This window comes from Arthrobacter psychrochitiniphilus (genome assembly GCF_003185915.1).
In the GTDB taxonomy this organism is placed as follows: Bacteria; Actinomycetota; Actinomycetes; order Actinomycetales; family Micrococcaceae; genus Specibacter; species Specibacter psychrochitiniphilus.
The window spans coordinates 1-18,711 of record NZ_QHLZ01000012.1 but is presented as its reverse complement, the minus strand read 5'-3'; the positions used below and the strand labels follow the sequence as shown (position 1 = coordinate 18,711).

General features: G+C 61.4%; 19 protein-coding genes and 1 pseudogene. 13 read left to right on the top strand and 7 right to left on the bottom strand.

Annotated elements, in window-relative coordinates; all coding sequences use genetic code 11:
- Positions 1-118: 118 nt before the first annotated feature.
- From CVS29_RS15365 to CVS29_RS15355, 3 genes are all read left to right on the top strand, one after another.
- On the top strand, positions 119-919 hold the full coding sequence (locus tag CVS29_RS15365) for a YflT domain-containing protein (protein WP_110107210.1): 801 nt from the start codon (positions 119-121) through the stop codon (positions 917-919).
- A 217-nt stretch (positions 920-1,136) separates the two neighbouring features.
- Positions 1,137-1,592: a hypothetical protein gene (locus CVS29_RS15360; RefSeq protein ID WP_110107209.1), complete on the top strand. Its 456-nt coding sequence runs from the start codon at positions 1,137-1,139 to the stop codon at positions 1,590-1,592.
- On the top strand, positions 1,589-1,876 hold the full coding sequence (locus CVS29_RS15355; protein ID WP_110107208.1) for a transcriptional regulator: 288 nt from the start codon (positions 1,589-1,591) through the stop codon (positions 1,874-1,876). The genes CVS29_RS15360 and CVS29_RS15355 overlap by 4 nt, the downstream gene beginning before the upstream one ends.
- 125 nt (positions 1,877-2,001) lie before the next feature.
- On the opposite strand, the gene CVS29_RS15350 is transcribed toward CVS29_RS15355, so the two are convergent.
- On the bottom strand, positions 2,002-3,576 hold the full coding sequence (locus CVS29_RS15350; protein WP_245932276.1) for an aminopeptidase P family protein: 1,575 nt from the start codon (positions 3,574-3,576) through the stop codon (positions 2,002-2,004).
- A gap of 65 nt (positions 3,577-3,641) precedes the next feature.
- Between CVS29_RS15350 and CVS29_RS15345 the strand changes: the two genes are divergently transcribed.
- The 3 genes from CVS29_RS15345 (at position 3,642) to CVS29_RS18715 (ending at position 6,683) form a co-directional block, all read left to right on the top strand.
- Positions 3,642-4,490 carry a PHP domain-containing protein gene (locus CVS29_RS15345; protein ID WP_110107207.1) on the top strand — a complete coding sequence of 283 codons (849 nt, stop codon included), beginning with the start codon at positions 3,642-3,644 and terminating at the stop codon, positions 4,488-4,490.
- A 360-nt stretch (positions 4,491-4,850) separates the two neighbouring features.
- Positions 4,851-6,542 (top strand): sodium:solute symporter family protein, encoded by a 1,692-nt coding sequence (locus CVS29_RS15340; RefSeq protein WP_110107206.1) that lies wholly within the window; start codon positions 4,851-4,853, stop codon positions 6,540-6,542.
- 9 nt (positions 6,543-6,551) lie between these two features.
- Positions 6,552-6,683 (top strand): putative transporter small subunit, encoded by a 132-nt coding sequence (locus tag CVS29_RS18715; protein ID WP_211315159.1) that lies wholly within the window; start codon positions 6,552-6,554, stop codon positions 6,681-6,683.
- Positions 6,684-6,797: 114 nt separating this feature from the next.
- Here CVS29_RS18715 and CVS29_RS15335 read toward each other — a convergent pair whose 3' ends face one another.
- Together CVS29_RS15335 and CVS29_RS15330 are read right to left on the bottom strand one after the other, a co-directional pair.
- A complete protein-coding gene (locus tag CVS29_RS15335) occupies positions 6,798-8,444 on the bottom strand; it encodes a DEAD/DEAH box helicase (protein ID WP_373366724.1) in 1,647 nt (548 codons plus the stop codon).
- A 340-nt stretch (positions 8,445-8,784) separates the two neighbouring features.
- Positions 8,785-10,269: an RNB domain-containing ribonuclease gene (locus CVS29_RS15330; RefSeq protein WP_110107204.1), complete on the bottom strand. Its 1,485-nt coding sequence runs from the start codon at positions 10,267-10,269 to the stop codon at positions 8,785-8,787.
- A 64-nt stretch (positions 10,270-10,333) separates the two neighbouring features.
- Here CVS29_RS15330 and CVS29_RS15325 point away from each other — a divergent pair, with 64 nt between their 5' ends.
- Entirely contained in the window at positions 10,334-11,038 is a 705-nt protein-coding gene (locus tag CVS29_RS15325; RefSeq protein WP_110107203.1) for a ferritin-like fold-containing protein, read from the top strand.
- Positions 11,039-11,174: 136 nt separating this feature from the next.
- On the opposite strand, the gene CVS29_RS15320 is transcribed toward CVS29_RS15325, so the two are convergent.
- The 4 genes from CVS29_RS15320 to CVS29_RS15310 form a co-directional block, all read right to left on the bottom strand.
- On the bottom strand, positions 11,175-11,669 hold the full coding sequence (locus tag CVS29_RS15320; protein WP_110107202.1) for an AAA family ATPase: 495 nt from the start codon (positions 11,667-11,669) through the stop codon (positions 11,175-11,177).
- Between the two features lie 255 nt (positions 11,670-11,924).
- A complete protein-coding gene (locus tag CVS29_RS18985) occupies positions 11,925-12,791 on the bottom strand; it encodes an AarF/ABC1/UbiB kinase family protein (RefSeq protein ID WP_306457064.1) in 867 nt (288 codons plus the stop codon).
- 54 nt (positions 12,792-12,845) lie between these two features.
- A complete protein-coding gene (locus CVS29_RS18980; protein WP_245932275.1) occupies positions 12,846-13,064 on the bottom strand; it encodes a hypothetical protein in 219 nt (72 codons plus the stop codon).
- A 362-nt stretch (positions 13,065-13,426) separates the two neighbouring features.
- The gene (locus CVS29_RS15310; RefSeq protein WP_110107279.1) at positions 13,427-14,638 is read right to left on the bottom strand and encodes an MFS transporter; all 1,212 of its coding nucleotides are present in this window, start codon (positions 14,636-14,638) and stop codon (positions 13,427-13,429) included.
- Between the two features lie 127 nt (positions 14,639-14,765).
- Here CVS29_RS15310 and CVS29_RS15305 point away from each other — a divergent pair, with 127 nt between their 5' ends.
- From CVS29_RS15305 to CVS29_RS15280, 6 genes and pseudogenes are all read left to right on the top strand, one after another.
- Complete coding sequence (locus CVS29_RS15305; RefSeq protein WP_110107278.1) at positions 14,766-15,167, top strand: LexA family protein; 402 nt, start codon at positions 14,766-14,768, stop codon at positions 15,165-15,167.
- Between the two features lie 193 nt (positions 15,168-15,360).
- Positions 15,361-16,107 carry a hypothetical protein gene (locus CVS29_RS15300; RefSeq protein ID WP_170121004.1) on the top strand — a complete coding sequence of 249 codons (747 nt, stop codon included), beginning with the start codon at positions 15,361-15,363 and terminating at the stop codon, positions 16,105-16,107.
- Between the two features lie 8 nt (positions 16,108-16,115).
- Positions 16,116-16,814 carry a DUF4166 domain-containing protein gene (locus CVS29_RS15295; protein ID WP_110107200.1) on the top strand — a complete coding sequence of 233 codons (699 nt, stop codon included), beginning with the start codon at positions 16,116-16,118 and terminating at the stop codon, positions 16,812-16,814.
- A gap of 87 nt (positions 16,815-16,901) precedes the next feature.
- Entirely contained in the window at positions 16,902-17,555 is a 654-nt protein-coding gene (locus CVS29_RS15290) for a CatB-related O-acetyltransferase (protein WP_110107199.1), read from the top strand.
- A 123-nt stretch (positions 17,556-17,678) separates the two neighbouring features.
- Positions 17,679-18,098, top strand: a complete 420-nt coding sequence (locus tag CVS29_RS15285; RefSeq protein ID WP_110107277.1) for a PadR family transcriptional regulator — start codon at positions 17,679-17,681, stop codon at positions 18,096-18,098.
- Positions 18,095-18,711, top strand: a pseudogene (locus CVS29_RS15280) (hypothetical protein); the annotation flags it as partial. The gene CVS29_RS15285 and the pseudogene CVS29_RS15280, both read left to right, overlap by 4 nt.

The following is an 18,711-nucleotide window of genomic DNA, read 5'->3' as shown; positions in this document are numbered from 1 at the left end:
AACGAAGCGCAAAAAGTGGCGCCCGTGCCGGAGAAGCGGAGCAGGCACACTGACATTGTTCATTTCACTGCCAGCGATACTCCAGCCAACGTGCAGGAAAATGGGGGACAATAGAGAGATGGCAAACCTTTTTGGACGCTCTCGACCCCTGGATGAGGCCCGCATTGTTCCCGCTGGAGAAACAATCGGTTCTTATACTTCCTACTTGGATGCGCAGAAAGCGGTCGATTACTTAGCCGATGAGAAATTCCCCGTCCGGCACGTTTCCATTGTGGGCAACGATCTGAAAATGGTGGAACGTGTCACGGGCAAGCTCAGCTACCCCCGGGTGGCCCTCACTGGAGCCATGACAGGGGCTTGGTTTGGCTTGTTCATTGGCGTCATGCTCAGCTTCTTTGACTCAGGAAGCAATGGCGGTGCCCCGTACATCAATGTCATCACCTCAGTATTCCTCGGTGCTGCCCTGTGGATGCTTTTCGCGATCATTGGCTACGCGGCACAGCGCGGTAAGCGTGACTTCACCTCCACCAACCAGGTGTTAGCTTCCAGCTATGACGTGATTGTCACCCCCGATGTGGCCGGTGAAGCACGCCGCCTGCTGACCCAGCTACCCATGAACTCCACGGCACAGCGGCCCCACACTTTTCAGGGACAAGGCGGTTACCGTCCGCCCGTTCAGCCCCCTGCATCGACGCAGCAAGCTCCTTCCCGCCCCGAGGGTTGGCATGACCCCTATGCGCCGGCTGAGCCTGGTGCTGAGACAGCTCACGCGGGTCAGGACGCTGACGGAGCCCAGTCAGGGGCCACTCCCCGGGGCCAGTTCCATGATCTGCCGGATGGCCGCCCGCAGTACGGCATCCGGGTAGAGCCCGCGCCGGCGCCTTCTGCTCCCGAGGAGCCCAACGGGCCGCAGCAGTAGCCCCACCTGAAGTAGCCCCATCTGAGGTACGACGGCGGGAGGTCACCTTTTTGTGAAAAGGTGACCTCCCGCCGTCGTACCTTAATATGGGCGCGTACTCGATCCTCAGGGGGAGGACGCGGAGTGCAGCGGTGGCGGGCGGGGCGGGGATCGCCGCGCCAGCGCGGTGGGGAGGCGCCGTTGACTTTCCGTTATGGAATGTGCTTGACTTTCCACTATGGAAAATCAATCAGCCCGCGAGGCCCAAGAAGCACTGACCGCCATCGCCAGCGCTAGAAGCAACGCCGCCGAACGGCTCACCACACCGTGGTGGTACCACCCCGTGCTGGGCTTGCTGGCTGCCATGTTTGTCGTGACCATCACGATTGGCGGCACCGTGGCAATCATCGCCGTGACCGTGGTGTATTTCCTAGGCCTGGGCGTCCTCATGGGTGCATATAAAAAGAAGACCGGGATGTGGATCAACGGCCTCACGGCAGGCAAGGCCAGCTGGTGGACGCTTCCCCTGCTTGTGGTCGTGGTTGGCGGCATGGCCGGTGCGTACTATTTTCACGCCGAGAAGGGGCTCGACTGGCCGGCCTGGGTGGCCGGAATCGTTGTTTTTGTTGCTGTGAATGTCTTTGGCCGGGGCTTCGACGTGGCACTGCGCAAACAGCTGCGGGAGAAGCTGTGACCGTCCAACTCAACGAGGTCATCCATGCTCCCAACCGGCTGCAGATCTGTGCGTTCCTCAGCGGCGTCAGCCAAGCTGAATTCGGCACTATCAGGGACATGCTTGGCGTGGCCGATTCCGTGACGAGCAAACACTTGAAGGTCCTAGAACATGCCGGCTACCTCACGCTGAGCAAACCAACAGGCAAGGGACGGGTCAAGACATGGGCGGCGCTGACTCCCGAAGGACAACTCGCCTACCAGGACCATGTCACGGCACTCAAGGCGCTCATCGCCGGGGTGTGAGAGCAGCGTGAGGCGGGCTCCCGGCGTCGTACTTGAAAGGCAAAAATGCCGCCGCTTGGCGCATTATGCCTCAGGAAGTCCTGCGGCAAGGTACGGCAAGCAGCGGCAAAAGTGCGCCAGGGGAGTTAGTCGGAGAGGTTCGCCATCCACTCCTCGACGTCATCCGGGGTGCGGGGCAGTGCCGCGCTGAGGTTCACGGGCCCGTTGGCGGTGATGAGGATGTCATCCTCAATGCGCACGCCGTTGCCGCGGTACTCGGCCGGGATGGCCAGATCCTCATCCTTGAAATACAAGCCAGGCTCAATGGTGAAGATCATGCCTTCGGTGATGACACCGTCAAGGTAGAGCTCTGCTCGGGCCTGGGCACAGTCGTGGACATCCAGCCCCAGGTGGTGGCTGGTGCCGTGCGGCATCCAACGGCGGTGCTGCTGGCCATCGGCTGATAGTGCCTCTTCCACAGAAACTGGCAGGAGGCCCCAGTCAGCGAGGCGGCTGGCCAAAACTTCCATGGCGGCGGTGTGAACGTCGCGGAACTTCCGTCCGGGGACGGCTACGGCGAAGGCGGCATCGGCAGCATCCAGGACGGCCTGGTAGATCTTGCGCTGGACCTCTGAGTACTTTCCGTTGATGGGCAGTGTGCGGGTGACATCCGCCGTGTAGAGGGAATCAGCCTCGACGCCGGCGTCCACCAGCAGCATGTCACCCGGTTTGACGGTGCCGGTGTTGCGGTTCCAGTGCAGCACGGTGGCGTTATTGCCGGCTGCGGCAATGGTGTCATAGCCGAGCTCGTTGCCTTCTTCGCGGGCGCGGGCGAAGAAGGCCCCTTCCACTATGCGTTCACCGCGTTGGTGGGCTACTGCGCGCGGCAGTGCCTTCACGATGTCTTCGAAACCGTTGATGGTGGCTGCTACAGCCACCTTCATCTGTTCAATCTCCCAAGCGTCCTTGATCAGGCGCAGCTCGGACAAGGCTTCCGCCAGCTTGCCGTCGAGGTCATCGAGGGCCCCGAAATCGAGGGCGTCGGGATTCGCTGCAGTGTTGTAGCGGGCCGTGTCCACCAGTGCGTCAATGTTCTCATCAACCTTGCGTACTAGGCGGATGGAGGTGCCGCCCACGCTGGTCTCACCAACATTTTTGGTGATGCCCACTTCCAACTCGGTAACGTCAGCGGTGGGCAGTCCCAATTGTGCCGCAAATTCGGCCAGGGTGGGGCGGCGGCCAATCCAGAACTCGCCGCTGCGCGAATCAGCGTAGAACGCCTTGGTGTCCCGGCCAGCCATGGGACGGAAATAGAGGGTGGCTCTGTGATTGGAGCCGTTGTCCCCTTCACCTTCTGCCACGGGATCCAGCACCAGCACGGCGTCGGGCTCATGGTCCACGCCCAGGCCGCTCAGGTGCGCGAAGGCGGAGTGCGGGCGGAAACGGTAGTCGCAGTCATTGGAGCGAACCTTTAGCGGCCCGGCCGGGATGACCAGGCGTTCGCCTGGGAATTGTAATGAAATTCCGTGGCGGCGGCGTGCGGCGTGGTCTGCCACCTCGGCGCGGGCCGGGAGTTCAGCTGATGTGGGGGCCCAGCTGGAGGCCATGAAAGTACGGAAGGCGTCCGAATCGGGGCGGTGCGAACGGTTGTTCACGCGCTCCTCAAGGGGCAGCTCGCTTGAAGGGTCGGGGTGCACGGAGGTTTGCTCTGTCTGGTTCACCCCTTAAGTCTCCCACCGCTTACGCATTGGGACAAAGGTGGGGCGAAGCGACGTACGCTTGGAGCGTGAAGATCGATTTGCACACGCACTCAAATGTTTCCGACGGTACACAGCCGCCCGCCGAATTAGTGGCCGCGGCTGCAGCGGCCCGCCTTGATGTCATGGCGTTGACGGATCATGACTCAACGGATGGCTGGGCCCCAGCGCTGCACGCCGCCAAGCTGCACGGTGTAGGGCTGATTCCAGGCATGGAAATCTCGTGCAAAACAGCTCGAGGCATCAGCGTGCACTTGCTGTGCTACCTCCAAGACCCCCTCCATCCTGGCCTACTGGAGGAGATTTCCAAGGCCAAGGTGGCCAGGCAGACTCGCGCCGAGCGCATGGTGGAGCGCCTCGCCGAGGACTACCCGCTGAATTGGGATGACGTCAGTGCCCATGTTGCCCCGGGTGCCACCGTGGGCCGGCCCCACATTGCGGACGCCTTGGTGGCGGCAGGCATTGTGTCCGACCGCAATGAGGCCTTCGCCAGCATTCTTACCTCGCACTCGAGGTACTTTGTCAGCCACTATGCCGTGGACCCGGTGCTGGCTGTGGAACTTGTCCGCGCCGCCGGGGGCGTGCCCGTTTTTGCCCATCCCGTGGCTACGGGCCGGGGCCGCGTGGTTGAACCTGAGATTTTTCATGACATGATCGACGCCGGCCTGCTGGGTTTGGAGGTTGAGCACCGGGACAATCCTCCTGAGGGACGTGCGTGGCTGCGGGTGCTTGCCCGTGAGCGCGGACTGTTTATGACAGGCTCTTCCGATTACCACGGGGCGGGAAAACCCAATCTGCTCGGCGAAAACCTCACCTCACCCGACGCACTGGAACGGCTTCTGGAGTGGGGCACAGGAACGGCGCCCTTCCTGCCATAGCGCCAATGGTTGCATCATTGTTATCCTTTGATGCTCGTAATATCCATCATGGCGCAGACTGAGGCTGTTAGTGTGAAGCACGTTATTGGTTCGACTGGGCAATCAACACTGCTCTCGAGCCCGTTGTATTCCCGTTGCCGGCTGAACGTCAGCCGTTGAATTTCCGGTAGTGGATGCACCTTGTCGGTGCTCTGCTTTGGGCCGCCTGCGCAGATAAAACTGCTTGCCTTGGCGGCTGGTCCCGGGCGGGGAAGTGCGCCTGTTGGATCCTTCACCGGATTGCTTATGCATCTTTTTTGGGCGGCGCACGCTATTTTGTGGCGGAATGCCGGTGAGTTCCGTCCTTGCGAGAGGATATGCATGGTGCCGGATGGCGCAGGACTTCACCAGCTTGGGGGCTGGACAGTAATAGGGCTTTTAGTGTTGTTTTTTGGCAGCACTTTCATGATGACTTTGTTCATTGGTCGCAAAAAAGAAAACGCAGACGGCTACATGACCGCCGGGAACAAGGTGGGGTTCGGCATTTCGGCCGGCAGTATGACGGCCACGTGGATCTGGGCGTCCTCAATGTACGCCTCAGCCACCTCCGGATACACCTATGGGATTTCAGGGCCCATTCACTATGGCCTGTGGGGGGCGTTGATGATCTTGTTCATCTACCCCTTCGGTAAGAGGATCCGGGCAGTGGCACCGAAAGCCCACACCTTGGCTGAGGTTATGTACGCACGCCACGGCAAGTCCAGCCAGCTCATGCTTGCGGGGTCCAACATTGTTGGCTCAATGGTCAGTATCACCTCCAACTTCATTGCCGGCGGGGCACTAATTTCGCTGCTTTCGCCCTTCAGTTTCACCCAGGGCATCCTGTTCATTGGTGGCGGAATCCTGCTGTACTCGCTGTGGTCCGGATTCCGTGCCTCGGTGCTCACCGATGCCATCCAGGTGTTTGCCATGCTGGGTGCTGTGGTCATTATCATCCCGGTGGTGTTCTTTGCTGCGGGTGGCACGGACATGTTGGTGACGGGGGCGTCCAAGCTGACACCGCAGCAGTCCAACTTCTTCTCCTCCGAGGCATTCCTGAACCAGGGCGCCCCGTACATTGCTGCCGTTCTGGCGTACGCTATTGGCAACCAGACCATTGCGCAGCGCCTCTTTGCCGTCCGTGAGGATCTGATCAAGAAGACCTTTATCACGGCCACGGTGGGCTACGGGGCCACGATCATTGGCATTGGCATGCTCGGTGTCATGGCCCTGTACGCTGGCGTTGCCCCGCTGGATGGGGATACGAATAACCTGATCCCGCAGATGGCGGCCACCTACCTGAGTCCCGTTTTGTTGGGCATCTTCTTGATCATGATCATCGGCGCGCTCTCCTCGACGGCGGACTCGGACCTCTCCGCCATGTCCTCGATCATGATGGCCGATATCTACGGGCAAAACATTGCCAAGAAGGGTGAAGCGAATCCCAAGACCATGCTGTTCGTAGGCCGCATCACCATGATTGTGGCCACCGGCGCGGGCCTATACTTCGCCAGCGGCAAGCTGAATATTTTGGACTTGCTGGTTTTTGTCGGTGCACTGTGGGGTGCCCTGGTGTTCCCCGTCATCGCCAGTTTCTACTGGCAAAAGGTCACCAACAAGGCGTTCACGGTCTCGGTCCTGGTGGCTTTGGCCTTCTTCCTGCCGATCCGTTTCGAATGGATACCCATGACCGGTGCCACCGGCATCATTGTTGATGTGCTCTCGGTCATTGGCATCGGTGTGGTGCTGGGCTTGATGGCCTTTGGCTTCTTTGGGCTAAAGACCGCCAAGATTGTGGCCGGTGTGGCGATGGTGGCCGCGGCACCCTTCGCCATCGGCTTCTTGCACGGCTACACAGTCTTGTCCGGTTCGCTCGTGGCCTACGCCGTCAGTACCCTTGTCTGCTACTTCATGTGCTTTAGCAACAACGCCACGTTCGACTTCGACAGCATCAAGAAGCGCATTGGCGACTTCGACGACCGCGCCGAAGCTGACCACACCGACTCCGGTTCACTTCTTGAAAAGAAAGCGTAGGGAACAGGCATGAGCGTATTTTTTCTGACCCTTTACATCCTGATCTGGCCCGTCATTGTGGCCGGGGTGCTCTATGTCCTGGGCAAAGCATTCATCCAAGAAATTCGGGCAGCCAAGCGTGAGGGCCGCCCGCTGATCTAGTCAGTGGCCGCCTGATCCAGGAGCCTACTGATTTAAAGCTTAAAGAACTTTGCTCCCACCACCCGGAACGGGTGGTGGGAGCAAAGTTCTTTAAGCGGTGTTTAGTCGGGGTGCTTATTCGCCCGTAGCGGGCTTATTCACTGTCTCCCCATTGCGGCGGCGGGTCCGGGTGCGCCGTGCCCGGGGAGCATCCGCAGGAGCGCCTGCCTCAACCGGAGAGCTCTGCGCCTGGGCAGGCGCTGCGGAGGATGTCCGGCGGCGGTTGCGGCCGCCGTCGTTCTTCTCGCCTGTGGGGCTCTCATCGCTTCGCTTATCCCCCGTGCGGCTCTCATCACGGCGCTTCTCACCATGGCGGGCCCCTGAGCGGTTCCCTCCACGGTTGCCTCCCCGCTCACCTTCACGGGGGCCCCGGCCCGAATCTGTCTTGGGGGAATTGCGCTTGCCTGTCTCGCCCAGATCCTCCAGAACCTCGGCGTCAATGCCGGCGTGCGTGCGCTTATCGCGCGGCAGACGGCCCTTGGTGCCCACCGGAATATCCAGATCCGTGTACAGGTGCGGGGAGGAGGAGTACGTTTCTATGGGTTCGGGTACGCTCAGGCCCAGGGCCTTGTTGATGAGCGCCCAGCGGGGCATATCATCCCAGTCCACAAACGTCACGGCCGTACCCTTGTTACCGGCGCGGCCCGTACGGCCCACACGGTGCAGGTAAATCTTCTCGTCTTCAACGCACTGGTAGTTGACCACGTGCGTGACATCATCAACGTCAATGCCGCGGGCAGCAACATCTGTGGCAACAAGAACATCCACCTTGTTGTTGCGGAAGGCACGCAGGGCCTGTTCGCGGGCACCCTGGCCCAGATCGCCGTGAATGGCAGCGGCGGCGAAGCCGCGGTCAACGAGTTCCTCGGCAACCTTCGCGGCGGTGCGCTTGGTCTTGGTGAAGATGATGGAACGGCCGCGGCCGTTGGCCTGCAGGATCCGGGCCAGGACCTCGATCTTGTCTAGGTTGTGGGCGCGGTAGATGAGCTGGCGGATATCGCGCTTGGTCAGGCCCTCGTCATCCGGATCAGCCGCACGGATGTGCGTGGGCTGGGTCATGTAGCGCCGGGCCATGGCCACTACAGGGCCGGGCATGGTGGCCGAGAACAACATGGTCTGGCGGACCGCCGGAGTGCCGGCAATCAGCGTTTCAACATCCGGTAGGAAGCCCAGATCCAGCATTTCGTCGGCCTCATCCAAGATGACCATGCGAACGTGCTTGACGTTCAGGTGGCGTTGCTTGAGCAGATCGATCAAACGGCCGGGGGTGCCAACAACAAGTTCCACACCCTTCTGCAGGGCTTCGACCTGGGGTTCGTACGCACGGCCGCCGTAAATGGTGGCGATACGAATGCCACGGTGCTTGGACGCTGTGGTGAGGTCGCCGGCAACCTGGACAGCCAGTTCACGCGTGGGCACAATGATCATGGCTTGGGGTGCGCCCGGGGCTGCCAGCTTTTCAAAGCCCTCATCCTTGGGAGCCACAATGCGGTTAAGAGCGGGGATGCCGAAGCCCAGCGTCTTGCCGGTACCTGTCTTCGCCTGGCCAATGATGTCATGGCCGGTCAAGGCGATGGGCAGTGTCATGGCCTGGATGGGGAAGGGGTGGGTGATCCCGGCTTCCGTGAGGGAGGAAACAATCTCGTGGTGCACGCCAAAACTGGCGAACGTTTCCTTTTCTTCCTGGCGTGCCGGCTCGTTACTGCTGAGCGTGCCGTCAATTTCAACTTTTTCGTTGCTGTCCTCTGCTTGCAGCAGGGAATCTGTTTCAATGCTCAAATGCTTACCATTCAATTCGTCTATACAAGGTGCCGCCAACCGGGCTCAACGCGGGCACAAGAGGCCTCACGGAACCGCAGAACAGCGGCACTACCTTAGGGGAAGCCGATCGCGGGCTTGCAAATTCGTGCCGTCCCAAAGCCAGAAAGGCGGGTATGGGAACAGCTGATAAGACGCGCGTAGGGGCGGGCTTGTTGAAACAAATACTAATAATCAACGACCGGGCATCCATGTCTACACCCTCAGTCTAGCCTTACCACTTGAAAAAATTTGCTGCCCAGGCTCATATGACAGGGGTGGCGGCTTGCGCAAGAACGAACTTCACCTTCCGGGTGGCGATGTCCACGGACTCCAGTTTGACCCGAACCACCGAACCCGGCTCCAGATCACCTTCACAATATGCACTCACGGCCGGCACCGTGATCTGGATGAAGGAGCGGGCTGGGGCTGCTTTGGTGGTGTGGCCGTTCTTATTGGGCCCGGCAAGTACCACGGCGTCAAACTCGCCTCCCACCTGATGGCTGAGCAGTGCGGCCTCCACTGTGTCAATGGCTGCCTTGTCCACTTTGTTGGCCAGCTGATTCGAGGCGGCCATGATCTCTGGAAGTTCGTCCAGTGCTGCAATGGCCCATTCCGGAACGGCCTCTTTGGCGCAGAGAGCGGCACAAATGGCCAGTACAAAACGGTCCACCAGCCGGCGCAGCGGCGCGGTGGTGTGGGCGTAGGGTGCCGCAACGGCCGCCTGTAAAATCTGTTCCGGGACGGTTCCGTTGAACGGGGTGTAGCTGGCGCCCCTGAACAGTGTGGTGGCGGCGTGCATCAACGCGAGATGCTTCGGATCTGCCGTATCCAGCGTGCGTAAGTACGCCCCATAAGCCATGTCATGACCCCACGGTTTGCCCAACGCGAGACTCTGACGGCGGAACGCTGCAATGGCTTCCTCGTCAGGGGCCGGCATGGTGCGCAATATGCCCACCTTGCCCTCAATCATGACCTGGGCCGCGGCCATTCCGGTGAGTAGTGAAATTTGCGCGTTCCAGTCCTCGATGGGCAGGTTGGGGCGGAACTCAAGCACGTACTTGCCCTCAACTAACTCAACTTCTTGTGCCGGTACGTTCAGGCTGGCACCACCGCGGGCCCGTTCCAACGTGATGCGTTTTGTCCCAATCTCAGCCAAAAGCGCCAAGATGCCAGCCACCGCGGATGGTCCGGTCCCGGCGTCGTACATCTCCTGAGCTTGCTCATAACCAAGCTTGGCAATGCTGCGCACAGTGGCGCGCTGGACCGAACAGCTGGTCTGGGAACCATCCGCGGCGAGTTGGATTTCCCAGACGTAAGCCGAGCGCGGATCATTGGCGAAGAGGCTCGCGGCGCCCTCGCTCAGGCGCAGCGGGTGTAGCGGGATGCGCTGGCCGGGGGTGTAAATGGTTTGGCCGCGGCGGCGTGTCTCGGTATCCAGCGGACCGCCAGCGGGGACAAAGGCGGGCACGTCGGCGATGGCGTAATAGACCACGTAGCCGTCGCCGCTGCGCGCCAGATACATGGCTTGGTCCAGGTCCAAGGACGTGGGCGGATCAATGGTGATGAAGGGCAAAGCGGTCAGATCCGGTGCGGGCAATTGGTGGCCGGCGATGACCGTTTCAACCTCCGCCAGCACCTCCGGGCCAAATCCGTCCGGCAGTCTGAATTCCTCGCTCAAGGCGGCTAGGGCTTGGGCAAGGGAGGCTTGCGCGGCGCTGCGTCTAACGCCAATGTAGGAGTACGGCACTATTTCAGCGTAAACGATTCCCCGCCGGAACGAGCGCGGCGCGGCACGGACTACGCTGGTGTCTATGAGTATTTCAGCGTCCGAGCCTGACGATTGTGTTTCCGCGGGTGAACTGAGCGCCCGCTATGACAACTTTGTGGTGGATTTGCTGGGCAGTATCGCCTATGGCGAACTCTCAGCCTTTGAGCGGTTGGCTACTGATGCCCGTCACTCCCCGTCGCTCTCCGATAGGGCGGTTCTGGGGAAAATGGCTGTTGCAGAGTTTGGCCACTATGAGGCCATGTGCGCCCGGCTGGTGGAAATGGGCATGGACCCGGAACTGGCCATGGCTCCTTATCAGCGCATGGTTGATTCTTTTCACGAACGGACCCGGCCCGCGGACTGGCATGAATCCTTGATGAAGGCCTATGTGGTGGAGGCCATCACGGAAGAGTTTTACGCGGCTATAGCCGAGCGTCTGGATGAGTCCACCCGTGAGGCCGTAGCCAAGGTGCGCACCAGCGATGAGCAGTTGCAGGAACTGACCACCTTGTTGAAGAAGATGCTGGCCCAGGACCCCCGGTTGTCCTCCCGTCTGGCGTTGTGGGGGCGCCGCCTGGTGGGGGAGGCTCTGACGCAGGTACAGCGGATCGGCGCCAAGCACAGCTTCTTGATGGGGTTGCGAGCTGATGCCACGCAAGAGCAGGCCGCGGCCGACATTGCCACCATTTTGAGTACGCTGACCCGCAACCACTCCAGGCGGATGAGCCAGCTGGGCCTGACCGCGTAGCTTCGCGGCTCTACGCGTGTCCCCGTGAATCGATCCGTGAGAAAAGGTCGCTTTGACGTCCCAAAGCAGCCTTATCTCACGGATCGATTGTGCGCAGCACATATTTCAGCGCTTCCATGGCTCTCATCGCCAAATCTCACTCTTGGCGGACGTCGCGCTCAATGCGCGCCACGGTCTCCAACGCACTTTCCTCCGCTGTGATGCGCCGTTCGGCGATTCCCTCGAGGGGATCCCAGCCCCGGTACCAGCTGCGCATTTGTTTCTCCCCGAAGTCCATTTGCTTCCCCGGGCGTGTGGCGTGCCGGTGCAGCGTCTCAGCCAGGCTCAGGTCCCAGGCGTAAAACAGGCATCGGCCAGAATGTCCGCCGCACAGGCGGTGCAGGACGCAGCTGTATTTTCGCGGGTTCAGCATGCCCTCCACAATGACAGTGCGCCCGTGTGCCAGCGCCAGCGCTGCCGACTGCTCCAACAACTCCACGCTCAGCGGGGAATAGTTGCCACTTTCACCCAGTACGGTGCGCCTGAGATAATCCTGTTCAATCCACACCGCGCCCAGATCCCGTTGCAGCGCGCGGGCCACGGTGCTCTTGCCCGAGCCGGAATTACCGCGCAGCACAATGAGTGTGGACATGACTCAATCCAAGCACGTTCGACGGCGGATGGCGCCTACCGCAGCCAGCTCGCCGCCGGGCTGGTTCTGCCGCAGCCAGCTCGCCGCCGGGCTGGTTCTGCCGCAGCCAGCTCGCCGCCGGGCTGGTTCTGCCGCCGGGCAGCTTTGCGTTATTCGTCCGACGTGCTCTTGAAGACGAGCATGAGGGCGCGCATGCCCAGCACAAACCCGCGGAACAGTAGGACGAAGCCGAAGAAACCGTAAAGGTTGATGCCCTCAGTGAGGACAGGTCCGCCGTTGTTGGTTATCAGCAAGATGGCGCCCAGCACTGCGGATCCTGCCAGCACTGCAACAATGAGCTGCTGGAACAGGCCGGTGAGGAAGCAGCGGTCGGAGGGGTCGTTCAAGACGCGCACGCTCATCCAGATTCTCGGGCCGGTCCAGGAGTTCGATCACGGCGTCCGTGGCCCCGGCGGCGTTGTGCTTATCAATGGCGTAGAGCATCATGCCCAGCGCGGTTTGCGTGGCTGGGTCCAGCCTGCCCACGGAGCCGAAGTCCAACAGCCCCAGTGTGCCTTCGGGGGTGATGAAAATGTTGCCGGGGTGTAAGTCTGCGTGGAAGACGCCGTCGGAAATGATCTGCTCCAGCGTGGCGCCCAGTAGGGTCTGCGCCAGGGCCGTGCGCTCGCCGCCGGAGATCTCAGTTAGTAGTGTGCCGGCGGAACTCACGGGGCTCCCTGGCAGCTGTTCCATGACCAGCAGCCGCTCGCTGGAGAGCTGATGACAGGCGTGCGGGACAGTGACGGAGAACTTGCCCGAGTGTGCCAGCGACGCCTCAATGCTGCGCATGTTATTCAGCTCGATCCGGTAATCGAGCTCCTCCTCGAGCGAATCGGCAAAGCCACGGGCCAGCGCCAGCACACCCAGCGACTTGCCCCACGGCGTGGTGGTGTTCAGCCAGCGGGCCAGGCGCAAGATGATGTCCGTGTCCAGGGTGACCTGATCCAGGGCGTTGGGGCGTTGGGCTTTAAGCACGACGTCGGACCCGTCCAGCAAGGTGGCCTGGTGCACCTGTGCGGCCGAGGCTGCGGCCAGCGGCGCCGGGTTCACGTGGGAGAAGACCGCCGGCAGTGGCTGGCCCAGACTCTTTTCAATGGCTGGTTCAATGAATTCCCGCGGGGCAGGGGAGGCGTCACTTTACAACAGTTCTAGTTCCTTGATGAACGCTTCCGGCAAAAGGTCACGCCGGGTGGAGAGCATCTGACCAAGCTTGACGAACGTGACCCCTGCTTCGTCCAAGGCATGACGCAGGGCCCGGGCCGTTTTCGCCTCCTGACCGAACCCGTCGTCCCGGCCGAAGCCGCGCAGCCGTGAACCGAGCCCGTGCCGCACCGCGATGGAGATGACTTCGCCCATACCGCCGGGTGCGCCGCCGTCGTGCCTTCGCGCCAGTGAAAAAATGCGCGAGGGATGGCAATGTGCCGGTGGTGAACGCCGCCTCGATGAACACGAGCACAGCCACACCCAAGGCAAAAATTCAGCACACGGCCAGGACCAGCAGAAGCAGCGCCACCAGGGGTGAGACATCCAGCCCGGTGGTGTTGGTATCGGTGCCGGTCCACCACGCGCCGGACCACAGTGACGGCCAGCCATGACTGCAACGCTAAAAACAGGACCGCGGCAATGCTCAGCAGCACGATCAGCAATACATCCAGGGCGGCCATCAGCCACGGCTCCGCCCGCGCCTAGCGCCTAGTGGCGCCGGCAGCCCCAAGCGCCTAGCGGGTGCCGCCCGCCCGCCCGGCAGACCGCGGCAGCAGCGTCACCGCGGCAACTACGGCGAGGGCGATCAGTACTGCCAAGGCGCCGGCCATCGCGGTCCAGCCGAACTGCTGGAAAACCAGCCCCGCGCTCCAACCCACCACGCTGGAGCCGGCGTAGTAGCTCAGGTTGTACAGCGATGAGGCCTGCGCCCCGCCCATGAGCGCCAAGGCGCCAGTCCACCCCGAGGCGATGCTGTGGGCACCAAAGAACCCGGCCGTGAAGAGGACCAGCCCCACCAGAATGACGGGGATCGGGGCCGCCAACGTCATGGCCAATCCGGCGGCCATGACCCCGGCGGATACCAAGAGCACGGCCCGCCGGCCCCAGCGGGCGGCCACGCCGGCCACCATGCGCGAGGACACCGTCCCGGCCAGGTACGCCAGAAACAGTAGCGCCACGGCCGACGCCGGGAACAAGTACGGAGGCGCTTCGAGCCGGAACCCCAAGTAGTTGTACACGCTGACAAAGGAGCCCATCAGCAGGAATGCCTGGGCGTAGAGCGCCAACAGTGAAGTGCTGCGTAATTGTGGCAGGAGCTTGCCCAGCACGGAGCCAAACCCTTCCCTCGGGGACGGCACAAACCCCCTGGGCTTGGGTGCCAACAGCAGAAACGCCACGGCGGCGGCCGCTGCACAGAGGGAGACGGCAAGAGTGCCTATCCGCCAGCCGGCGAGGTCGGCGACGGGCCCTGCCAGCAGGCGGCCAAAAAGCCCGCCCAGCGTTGTCCCGGCAACGTAGGCCCCGGCGGCGGCAGCAGCGTTGGAGCGGCTGACTTCCTCCGTCAGATACGCGATGGCCAGGGCCGGTATGCCGCCCAGGGCTGCGCCTTCCAGCGCTCGCAGGAGGAGCAGGATTTCAAAGTTCGGGGCCGCCGGGACCAGCAGGCCAAACACAGTGGCCAGAATAACGGCAAGGCCCATAGTGCGGATCCGGCCCCAGTGATCGGCGGCGAAGGACCACGGCAGGACGGCCACGGCCAGCCCGATCGTCGCCATGGAAACCGTGAGCGAGGCCTGCGCCGCTGTGACTCCTAGATCCCGTGAAACAAGGGGAAGCAGGCCCTGCAATGAATACAGTTGAGCGAATGTCGCCACCCCGGCACATGCCAGCGCGGCCAGTACCCGGCGGTACCCGGTGCTGCCCCGCCGGTGGCCGTCCCATGGCATGACAGTGCTTGCAACATTCACAACTCCAACCGTAGAACGCGCACCCCGCAGCACCAAACGGCGCTGCCTGAGCAGTGATACGCTTATGTTTCGAATCTTTGTTCTAGGCGGTGGTGTTGTGTTTGGTATGGACGTGCCCGCACCCAGACATCAGAGCGCCGAACCCACAGGCTTCGCCTCGCCCGCCCGCGACTACTTCGACGGCGGGATCGACCTCAACCGCCACCTGATTCGTGACCGCACCAGCACATTCCTCATGCGTGTGGCTGGCGATTCCATGGCCGGTGCCGGCATTGCCAGCGGCGATGAGATTATCGTGGACCGGGCGCTCACCCCGCGTGACGGCTCCGTGGTGGTGGTGGTTGTGGAGGGTGAATTGCTCATCCGCCGCCTTTCCATGCACGACGGCGTGACCTCCTTGCTCACCGCGCCCGCCACTGCTCCGTCCCCGGCTGCTGCGGAGGTGCTTTTCCTGACTGGCGAGGCTGCCGTGTGGGGCGTTGTCACCCGGTGCCTGCACCACGTCTAGGCGCAGCTAGGGCGGCAGGCCTGGGTTGGCAATCGGAGAAGGGAAGGGCTACAGGCATGAGATGGAGTAACTGCTTTCGATGCCTGCCGTTGCCTGGGCTCATTCGCTGGGCCCATAAGATGGCTTGATGGGGAGAACTCTGGGGCGAGAGCAAAAAGTCGGGAAACTGGGGAAACCCGGGAAACCACTGTACGTGGAAGCGCATATCCGGGCCTCCATGGAGCGTGTGTGGGAGCTGAGTCAGAACCCGGAGAAACATCCGCGCTGGGACCTGCGGTTCTCCCGCATCATTCCCCTCGACCAGGACGAGCAGGGACAGGTCCGGTTCCGCTACGAATTTCTGCTGCCCTTCCATGCGATCAGAGGTACGGGGACTTCCCTCGGCCACCGGCACCGTGCGGATGGCCAAGCCACATCGGTGCTGAAGTTTGACACCGCCGACTCGCTTTCACCCATCGGCCCGGGTTCAGGCTACTGGCGCTACATCCCCACCAGCTGCGGGCTCCGCTTCGTCACCGGCTACAACTACAGGCCCGGGATGGGCCTCGTCGGGAAAGCCGTGGATGTGCGTCTCATCCGTCCGGCGCTCGGCTGGGCTACGGCCATCAGCTTTGACCGCCTCCGGCTGTGGGCCGAGACGGATCTGGATCCGCGCACTGCCCGCAACCGCTGGTTCCTTGACGCGGGTGTCCGTGCAGGCGGGGTACTTGCCGGCGCCGGCTTGTTGGTCCGGGCAGTGCAGAAGCAAGAAGCGGGCTTGGGAGCGCTGGGTGCCGGGGCTGCCGTTGCCGCTCTTCTGTTTCCAAGGCATTGGTCCGTCCCGCGGGCTGGGCGTTGCCTGCGCCGCGCACCTGATGAACAGGCAGCACGTGCCCCTGCTGCTCTCGCAGACTTACAAGAACCCGAACAATCAAACACCGGGACCGGCCGGCAGGGATAGGAAAGCTCATGGCATCAATTTTTGAAACTGCCTTGGGCGAAGACTTTCAACGGCTGCACCCCATGATGCAAAAGCGCTTCGGTGTGGGTGTTGAAGCCGGCTATGGCTGCGTGGGGACGGGAGTCTTCACGCAGGTGCGGCGCGGTGCCTGGTGGACGGTACCATTTCTGCGGTTGGGTGCCTTCCGCAACATCTTGTTCCCTGACCACGGAAATAACATCCCGTTCACGGTGGAGAACTATCCTTACGTTGATGGTTTTGGCCGTCCCACCGTGACCTTTGTCCGGACCTTGGACATGCCCAGCGCCAGGGCAGAGAAGGCGAAGAAGCGCCGCTTTGACGCCACCATGGTGTACAGCAAAGCGCGTGGAACCATTGTGGACTATCTCGGCACTCACCAGCATCTAGCCACGGATCTTGTCCTGAAAGTTCTTGATGATGGCTCCCTGCACCTGCAAACCACTGGCCAGCGTTTTTATGAGGGACCCGTGGCCTTCAACTTTCCGCGGATTGGCACCGGCACGGCGGACCTCTACGAAGGTTATGACGAGGCACGTGGGGTGTTCACCGTCCAGATGCAGGTACGCAACCCCTACTTTGGTTTCCTCTTCGGATATAAGGGCGAGTTCAGCTGCGAATTCCCGGCCATGGTGGGAAAAGCGGTGCCTAGCCATCTCAAACCGGTACGGGAAGAAGTCCGCGAGTAACTCATGTCCCCTTGTGGGCCGGTCCTGTCATCAGATTCTTCTTGGCTCCCAGATGGGTATATCAGCCCAACGGGCTAAGCTAACGGGATGTCTACCGTTGGCGCTCCTGACCCCATGCAGATCCATCCAATCGCGGGGCAGGACCGAGTGGTTTTCCTCAAACCGCTGATTCAGAACCCACTGATTGAGGTTGGGGAGTACAGCTACTATGACGATCCTCTGCATTCCGCTGAATTTGAGACCAGGAACGTCACCCATCACTACGGTCCAGAGAAGCTGGTGCTCGGGAAGTTCTGCGCCATTGCCTCCGGCACTACGTTCGTCATGAATGGTGCAAACCACCGCATGAACGGAGTATCCACCTATCCGTTCCCCATCATGGGCGGGGCGTGGGGCGAACACCGTGATCTGATCACAGATCTACCCTCCCGTGGGGACACAATAGTTGGCAACGATGTCTGGATCGGCGCGAACGCAACGATCATGCCAGGGGTACGGATCGGCCATGGAGCCGTGATTTCCACAGGAGCTGTGGTTACTAAGGACGTGCCGGACTACGCAATTGTAGGAGGAAACCCGGCCACGCTTATCAGACGCAGGTACCAAGAACCGGACATCCGAACCCTCGTTGAGCTTGCCTGGTGGAACTGGCCGCTACCGAAAATTACTGAGAACCTCCGTGCCATTGCGGACGGATCAGTAGCCGCACTCAGTGCTATAGCGGCATCGATCGACAGCTGATCAGGCCAGGCCACAGCCTTTTGATGGGGGCCGCTGGAAGGCTCTGCCTCACCTCGATACCCTGCGGCTCCACGTTATTACTTCTCCTACCGGGATATTCCCATAACGGGTATATTAATGTTCATGAATGAGAATACGTTTTGGATACTCACCTCCCTTGCGGGCGGGCGTGCACATGGCTACGCCGTGCTGCGTGACGTAGAGAGTTTGACGGATGGTGCAGTATCGCTGCGGGTGACAACCCTCTACGCCTCGTTGGAGCGTCTGGAACGGGACGGGCTTGTGCGCCGCGCTGGCGAGGAAATAGTTGATGGCAGGGCTCGCCGCTATTACGATCTGACGGACGCCGGCATACAAATACTGACGTTGGAAAAGGAGCGGCTCTCTGTTCGCTTGGGGGCTGCGGAAAAGCGGTTGGCAGGCACCGCTACTACTGCGGGCGGTACTTTGCCAGGCAGCGTTCTGCCGGGAACAAGTACTGCTGGCCGTGCTGTGCCTGGCCGTGCAGCACCTGCCACTTTGGGTTGGGGGTTCACAGGATGAGCAGTCCGAGACGCAAAAAGTATGCACGCCTGCTCCGCTGGTATCCGCAACGCTGGCGCGCAGAACATGGCCGTTTCATGCTGGACACATTGGATGAATATGCCAGTGATCAGGGGATCATGCGGCCATCGATGGCTGAGGCATGGTCCATCCGCTCCCATGGAATGGGTGAGCGGGCAAGCTATCGCTGGGCAGTAGTCTTCGCGGCTCTTTCGCTGGTGGCTTTTTTGGGGGCCGCAGTAATTCTCTTGAGCAACACCCTCTTAGTTCCAGAAGTGGGCGTTGTGCGAACTCTCTTAGCAGTTTTGGTGGGACCGCTCACCTTGGCCGTTGCCGCCATCGTGATTCTGCATAGGAGAGGAACACTCTCTGCCCCCGCTGCCCTATGCGCGGCCATGGGCACCGTGCCAACCTTTACTTTCACGGCCTTGGCAGCCATGAGTGTGGCCCTTGGTTTCGAGGAAGCCGATGCCGGTACAGCGAGAACATGGTTCGCTTCGGCAGGCCTTTTGTTGATCCTGCTCACCTGGTGTACCCAGGACTCTGGACACGCTCTGGTGACGGGTTCGGGGTTCGTCGATTTTTCGGGGTTTTTCTTGATAAAAGCCTGTTA

What these genes read in the sequence shown, in the direction of transcription:
- CVS29_RS15365 (WP_110107210.1), top strand. Translation starts at nt 119, where the DNA reads ATGGCAAACCTTTTTGGACGCTCTCGACCCCTGGATGAGGCCCGCATT.
- CVS29_RS15360 (WP_110107209.1), top strand. Translation starts at nt 1,137, where the DNA reads ATGGAAAATCAATCAGCCCGCGAGGCCCAAGAAGCACTGACCGCCATC.
- CVS29_RS15340 (WP_110107206.1), top strand. Translation starts at nt 4,851, where the DNA reads ATGGTGCCGGATGGCGCAGGACTTCACCAGCTTGGGGGCTGGACAGTA.
- CVS29_RS18715 (WP_211315159.1), top strand. Translation starts at nt 6,552, where the DNA reads ATGAGCGTATTTTTTCTGACCCTTTACATCCTGATCTGGCCCGTCATT.
- CVS29_RS15325 (WP_110107203.1), top strand. Translation starts at nt 10,334, where the DNA reads ATGAGTATTTCAGCGTCCGAGCCTGACGATTGTGTTTCCGCGGGTGAA.
- CVS29_RS15320 (WP_110107202.1), bottom strand. Translation starts at nt 11,669, where the DNA reads ATGTCCACACTCATTGTGCTGCGCGGTAATTCCGGCTCGGGCAAGAGC.
- CVS29_RS18980 (WP_245932275.1), bottom strand. Translation starts at nt 13,064, where the DNA reads ATGGGCGAAGTCATCTCCATCGCGGTGCGGCACGGGCTCGGTTCACGG.
- CVS29_RS15310 (WP_110107279.1), bottom strand. Translation starts at nt 14,638, where the DNA reads ATGCCATGGGACGGCCACCGGCGGGGCAGCACCGGGTACCGCCGGGTA.
- CVS29_RS15305 (WP_110107278.1), top strand. Translation starts at nt 14,766, where the DNA reads ATGGACGTGCCCGCACCCAGACATCAGAGCGCCGAACCCACAGGCTTC.
- CVS29_RS15295 (WP_110107200.1), top strand. Translation starts at nt 16,116, where the DNA reads ATGGCATCAATTTTTGAAACTGCCTTGGGCGAAGACTTTCAACGGCTG.
- CVS29_RS15290 (WP_110107199.1), top strand. Translation starts at nt 16,902, where the DNA reads ATGTCTACCGTTGGCGCTCCTGACCCCATGCAGATCCATCCAATCGCG.
- CVS29_RS15285 (WP_110107277.1), top strand. Translation starts at nt 17,679, where the DNA reads ATGAATGAGAATACGTTTTGGATACTCACCTCCCTTGCGGGCGGGCGT.